We start from the raw sequence: 5,774 nt of genomic DNA, 5'->3' as shown, positions 1-5,774 counted from the left end.
TATAGATAATTCAAATAAAAACTACAGCTTCGACTTCGCTCAGCTAGCTTACACCGAGGGCTGAGCGAAGTCGAAGCCCGTCTACAAGTTATTTAAAACAACTATACCAAATAAAAAATGCAACCAAAAATTATTATTCATGGCGGCGCTGGTAGCACGGTCGAAAGCAAAGGCGGCTACGAACCCGTACGCAAGTCATTATTTGCCGTTCTTGAAACCGTTTACCCGATGTTGCTAGATGGCGCGAAGGCGATCGATGCTGTCGTCAAGGCTTGTCAAATGCTGGAAGACGATCCTCGTTTTAATGCGGGAACTGGTTCCGTATTGCAGTCCGATGGGCAAATCCGCATGAGTGCCTCGATTATGGATGGCGATCGCCAAAGTTTTAGTGGTGTCATCAATACGGCAAGAGTCAAAAATCCCATTGATCTGGCTAAGCATTTGCAGACTAGCGACGATCGCGTTTTATCTGACTATGGCTCGGCGGAGCTTACTCGCGAATTGGGTATCCCGATTTACAACCCCCTCACCGATGAACGCCTTGCAGAATGGGTAGAGGAGCGTAAAACTAACTTCACTCGCAAAATGGCAGATGTGGCGATGGGAACGATCGGTGCAGTAGTACTAGATCGATATGGCAGCATTTGTGTGGGGACATCCACAGGCGGAAGAGGTTTCGAGCGCATCGGTCGAGTCAGCGACTCGGCAACTCCTGCGGGTAACTACGCTAACAAACTTGCAGGCGTAAGCTGTACGGGTGTTGGCGAAGATATCCTCGATGAAGGATTTGCCACTAGAGTAGTGGTGCGTGTCACTGATGGGATGACACTTCAACAAGCGGTCGAAAAATCGATTGCTGAGGCAAAGAGTCGCGATCGCGATTTTGGGGCAATTTGTCTCGATGCCAATGGCGCGATCGCATGGGGCAAAACCTGTCCTGTATTGTTCGCTGCATATCATGACGGTGAGAAAATACAGGATACACTATAGATTTAATAATCAGATCTCATAATCAGCTCAGAAAACTTAGAAGAATGTACCGACCGCTTAGCGGTCGGTACATTCTCTGATTTTGCCTGAACTGCTTATTTTTTCATCCCAACTTATTTCAAGGAGGTGATGAAAAACTATTTTTGATGGTTGCGATTAATTAAAGATGAGCTAAGCTCTTCAAGAGGCATGAACTGAAACTGTATGAAAGATGTAATCGTGATCGGCGCAGGAATAGCTGGTATAACCTGCGCCCAACAACTGAAGCAAGCAGGGCTAGATATAACCATTGTCGAGAAATCCGCAGGGGTCGGAGGACGTATGGCAACTAGACGTTTGCAAGGCACTTGGGTCGATCATGGTGCGCAACTAATTTCAGTGAAGAGCGATAGTTTTGGTAGGTTTGTGCGCAAACTACAGGATAAAGGGATCGTGCAAGAATGGACTCGTGATGTCTATCAGCTCTCGGCATCGGGATTGATCGCCCCAGAAGCAGATGCAAGACACACCCGTTACTGCTGTCCGATGGGTATGACCGCGATCGCCAAATATCTTGCCCATGAAATTCCGATCATTAATAATGCTCGTATCGTTAGTGTCAGTCACAAAGACGACAAATGGCAGCTAGTAACCGATCGCCAAGAATTATTGGAAACTGCGGCGATCGTCTCCACCATTCCCGCCCCCCAATTTCTCCCAATATTTGAAGAAGTGCTTGCGGCGGCTCCCAACTTTTTGCACGCAGTGCAGTCTGTTACCTTTGCGCCTAGCGTCACTATTATGGCTGGCTACAATGCCAGTAATTCTGTTCCTTCAGAATGGCAGGCTATTCGCTGTATTAACGATCCAATTCTTGATTGGATTAGCTACGACAGTAGCAAACATTCAGATAAAGCTATCCAACCAGTATTTGTACTCCAAAGTACCGCCGAATTTGCGAAGCAATCTATGGAAGAGCCCGATCTGGAAATTGCTGGTAAACCTTTACTCAACCAAGTGGGTAGATTATTAGCAAAATGGCTGGCTAGTCCCGAATGGTGGCAAGTACATCGTTGGCGCTATGCCCTCGCCGAAGAGTCTTTAGGTGTTTCTTGCTTATCCACAGCAATTCCATTACCGCTAATCTGCGCTGGCGATTGGTGTGCGGGTAAGAATATTGAAGCAGCCTATCATTCAGGGCTTGCCGCCGCAGAGTCAGCGATCGAATTACTTAAAGCTTAGGCAATTTATAGTTACTATGCATCGCCCATTAATCGATCATCTATTATTCAATCCAGATAGATACTCCCTTCCCATTGAAGGATTAGACATTGCGGCGCGAAGCGCCGCAATGTCTAATCCTTCAATGAAAAAACTAGGTATTGCTAAGTCTAAAAAAGCTCGTTCAAGACATTGACAAACAATGCAATCTTTTGCAATAATAAACGATTGTGAGATTTTATTGAGCAGCAAGACTCTTGGCTAATGTAATTGTTATTGGGGCACAGTGGGGTGATGAAGGTAAAGGCAAAATCACCGATTTGCTGAGCCGCTCCGCAGATGTCGTTGTTCGCTACCAAGGCGGTAATAATGCAGGACATACGGTCGTCGTCAACGATCGCACCTTTAAGTTACACCTGATTCCTTCGGGAATCCTGTATCCCAAAACGGAATGCATCATTGCCAGTGGCACAGTGATCGATCCGAAGGTGCTTCTAGAAGAAGTGGATCGACTCAAAGATTTGGGTATATCAACGGATAACCTCTTTATTGCGGAAACCGCCCATGTGACCATGCCTTATCACCGTGTTCTAGATCGCGCCTCCGAGGATCAGCGAGCCGAACACAAGATTGGTACTACGGGACGAGGAATTGGTCCAACCTACGCTGACAAATCCGAGCGGGTTGGCATTCGGATCATTGACTTAATGGACGAGAAACGCATAGCGAAAAAGCTGCGTTGGGCGATCGAGCAAAAAAACATTGTTTTACAAAAGCTCTATAATTTAGAACCCCTCGATGCTGAAGCAATTATTGCCGAATATCGTGGCTATGCGGATCGCCTCCGTCCTCATGTAGTTGATGCATCCCTCAAAATTGATGCGGCAATCCGTGAGAGACGCAATATTTTGTTTGAAGGCGCACAGGGCACATTGCTAGATCTCGATCATGGCACCTATCCCTACGTCACTTCATCAAATCCCGTTGCAGGCGGAGCCTGTATCGGTGCAGGAGTGGGACCAACTTCTATCGATCGCGTCATCGGCGTTGCCAAAGCATATACAACTCGCGTTGGCGAAGGTCCCTTCCCCACCGAGCTCCATGATGAGATTGGCAACCAGATCGGTGAGCGTGGAGCCGAATTTGGCACAACCACGGGACGCAAGCGCCGTTGTGGTTGGTTTGATGGCGTAATCGGTCGCTATGCGGTTCGCATTAATGGACTTGATTGTCTCGCTGTTACCAAACTTGACGTACTCGACGATCTCGAAGAAATCAAGGTCTGTATTGCCTATGAACTAGATGGTCAAGTCGTGCGCGATTTTCCCAGTGATGCGCGTGCCTTTGCTAGAGCGATCCCCATCTACGAGACTTTACCAGGATGGCGGCGATCGACTAGTGAATGTAAAACCGTCGAGGATTTACCCTCAGAGGCAAAGGACTATCTTAAGTTCCTTGCCGATTTGACAGGAACTCCGATCGCAATTATCTCCCTAGGCGCAAGCCGAGGGCAAACGATCATTGTGGAAGACCCAATCCATGGACCAAAACGTGGTTTGTTGAAAGCTTAGATTTAGCCGCTAGCTTTTAGCTTTTAGCTTTTAGCTTCTGGGTTAAATCTAGGTAATGACAACTACAAATTAAAAGCCAATAGCTAATCACTAAGGGCTAAAAGCCATTAAGCAATCATAAAGTTACAAAAAAATGCAATTACAAATCAACGCTACTACCCGTCCACCCGCAAACAATCGCGCACTCCGTCGTGATGGTCAAATCCCTGCCACTGTATACGGACATAAAGGGTCTGAGTCGATTTCGATCGCTTTAGATGCTAAAGAAGCAACTACTTTGTTACGGGAAGCGACGATTAATAACACATTAATCGAAGTAAATGTAACTGACGGTGACTTCAAAGGAAAAACATTATTGCGTGAAGTGCAAAATCATCCCTACAAGAATTCGATTTATCACCTCAGCTTTTTTGCGATCGAGTCCCAGTCAAAAATTGAAGTAGACATTCCTCTTCACTTCGTTGGCGTACCTGTCGGTGTAAAAGTTGGCGGTGGCTCTGTAGATACAATCAAGAACTACGTTCGTGTAGCTTGCGCCCCTACTAATGTCCCTGAGAGCTTTGAAATCGATATCACTGGGCTCGATATTGGTAAAGGCGTTCACGTCAGTGAAATTGCCTATCCTGAGGGTGTCAAGCCCGTAACCGATGGTACGGCTCTTGTAGTTACTATCCTTAAGAAGTAAATATACCTAGAAATAACAAAACCTTGCTCAGCAAGGTTTTGTTATTTCTAGATTGAGTATCAGCCGCGTAGCGGCTGGTACTACCTTGGTTCTAAGTTTATATGTCAATTCACGAAAGTGTGACAATACTTTAGCGAATTAAAAACCAAACCCAGTAAGATTTTGGTAATCGTTATCAGACTAAGTTTCTAAACTAGAATGATATGCCGATCGCGATCAACCTTGAGCCAGCCTTCGTCTTGTAACAATTTCATTGCTCTAGTTACAGTGACGCGGGTACTGCTAATCGCACTGGCAAGATGTTGATGGGTAAGACGCACGGTTAACCGAGTTCCATCCTCAACCGTTACTCCTACTTCTTGTTTAAGCAAAAGTAAAATTTGGCGGAGACGTTCTTCAACTCGCTTATTACTTACGAGAGCCAATAAAGCCTCAGTTTGCTGAAGTCGGCGATTGAGATGCTGCAAAATCCCCTGATAAAGTTGCGGAGACTGCTCGAGTTCGATCAGCGTAAACCGCATCAAGTCAACATCTGATAAAGCGATCGCTTGGTAGGGTTCTAAGTTCGTCAGGGGCAAGCCGAAGGGCATTGCTTGTACTGCAAATCCGACTAGAACTTCATCGCCAGAGGGATGCAAAGTATTTAATTGGACAACTCCGCGACAAACTACCCACACCTCATGGGGATACATGGGGATAATTTGACCACTTTTGTAAGTGTGCATGGTACGACCGCGATAAATTTCTTCGAGCGATCGCCGCCAGTCAGTTACAGAGTTTGTGGAGTTAAGATCAAAGCTTGAGAACGTATATGTCATATCAGCGTGAGGTACACATTTGTTATCCTATGTGTTTCTCGACACAATCAGGTTAAGCGAAGTTTATTAAATCGATAAATTCTTCTTAAACTTTTATTTTCCTAGAGCTTACAAACTCAGCTAAGTAGCTAAAACCAGAGAGAGTACCGCCCGCTTAGCGGGCGGTACTCTCTCTGGTTTTAGTTTTGGCTCAATAGGTGTTTCGGGGAGGTAAAGAAAGTAGGGAGTCTAGCAAAGCACTGAGCAAAGCTTTACCCCTCCTCTTGGCATTATGAACGAACTCAAAGAAGCTCAAATACAAAGGTAACTTTTCTTGAGAAATCCCACGATGAGGTCGTAACCAAGAGCGTAAAAGCGACCAAAAGCCTTCCATCGTATTGACATGAACTTCACAAAAGCCATCACCATCTTCATCTCTAGCATATTCGCCTACCCCATGACAAACAGTTTTGTGAGCATAACCCCAATCTTGTAAAGGGTTATAGATGGCATATTCGTCAGTGTAAACCA

The 5,774-nt window shown here is 45.7% G+C and carries 6 protein-coding genes; 4 read left to right on the top strand and 2 right to left on the bottom strand.

Going from position 1 to position 5,774, the window contains the following annotated elements:
* The first annotated feature begins 117 nt into the window (after window positions 1–117).
* From AC805_RS10415 to AC805_RS10400, 4 genes are all read left to right on the top strand, one after another.
* Window positions 118–990 carry an isoaspartyl peptidase/L-asparaginase gene (locus AC805_RS10415; RefSeq protein ID WP_055075376.1) on the top strand — a complete coding sequence of 291 codons (873 nt, stop codon included), beginning with the start codon at window positions 118–120 and terminating at the stop codon, window positions 988–990.
* 204 nt (window positions 991–1,194) lie between these two features.
* A complete protein-coding gene (locus AC805_RS10410; RefSeq protein ID WP_055075375.1) occupies window positions 1,195–2,211 on the top strand; it encodes an NAD(P)/FAD-dependent oxidoreductase in 1,017 nt (338 codons plus the stop codon).
* A 236-nt stretch (window positions 2,212–2,447) separates the two neighbouring features.
* Window positions 2,448–3,761 carry an adenylosuccinate synthase gene (locus AC805_RS10405; protein WP_055075374.1) on the top strand — a complete coding sequence of 438 codons (1,314 nt, stop codon included), beginning with the start codon at window positions 2,448–2,450 and terminating at the stop codon, window positions 3,759–3,761.
* Window positions 3,762–3,894: 133 nt separating this feature from the next.
* Window positions 3,895–4,446, top strand: a complete 552-nt coding sequence (locus tag AC805_RS10400; protein ID WP_055075373.1) for a 50S ribosomal protein L25/general stress protein Ctc — start codon at window positions 3,895–3,897, stop codon at window positions 4,444–4,446.
* Window positions 4,447–4,634: 188 nt separating this feature from the next.
* On the opposite strand, the gene AC805_RS10395 is transcribed toward AC805_RS10400, so the two are convergent.
* Together AC805_RS10395 and AC805_RS10390 are read right to left on the bottom strand one after the other, a co-directional pair.
* The gene (locus AC805_RS10395; protein WP_055075372.1) at window positions 4,635–5,264 is read right to left on the bottom strand and encodes a Crp/Fnr family transcriptional regulator; all 630 of its coding nucleotides are present in this window, start codon (window positions 5,262–5,264) and stop codon (window positions 4,635–4,637) included.
* A 190-nt stretch (window positions 5,265–5,454) separates the two neighbouring features.
* Window positions 5,455–5,774: transposase (locus tag AC805_RS10390; protein ID WP_055075371.1), on the bottom strand; the 320-nt coding region annotated here is incomplete at its 5' end.

This window comes from Pseudanabaena sp. 'Roaring Creek', assembly GCF_001402795.1.
GTDB lineage: Bacteria > Cyanobacteriota > Cyanobacteriia > Pseudanabaenales > Pseudanabaenaceae > Pseudanabaena.
Note: the sequence above shows the minus strand (reverse complement) of the source record. Positions and strands in the feature narration are given on the sequence as shown.

Coding starts and splice junctions, on each gene's coding strand:
- AC805_RS10415 (WP_055075376.1), top strand. CDS start 118: ATGCAACCAAAAATTATTATTCATGGCGGCGCTGGTAGCACGGTCGAA.
- AC805_RS10410 (WP_055075375.1), top strand. CDS start 1,195: ATGAAAGATGTAATCGTGATCGGCGCAGGAATAGCTGGTATAACCTGC.
- AC805_RS10400 (WP_055075373.1), top strand. CDS start 3,895: ATGCAATTACAAATCAACGCTACTACCCGTCCACCCGCAAACAATCGC.
- AC805_RS10395 (WP_055075372.1), bottom strand. CDS start 5,264: ATGACATATACGTTCTCAAGCTTTGATCTTAACTCCACAAACTCTGTA.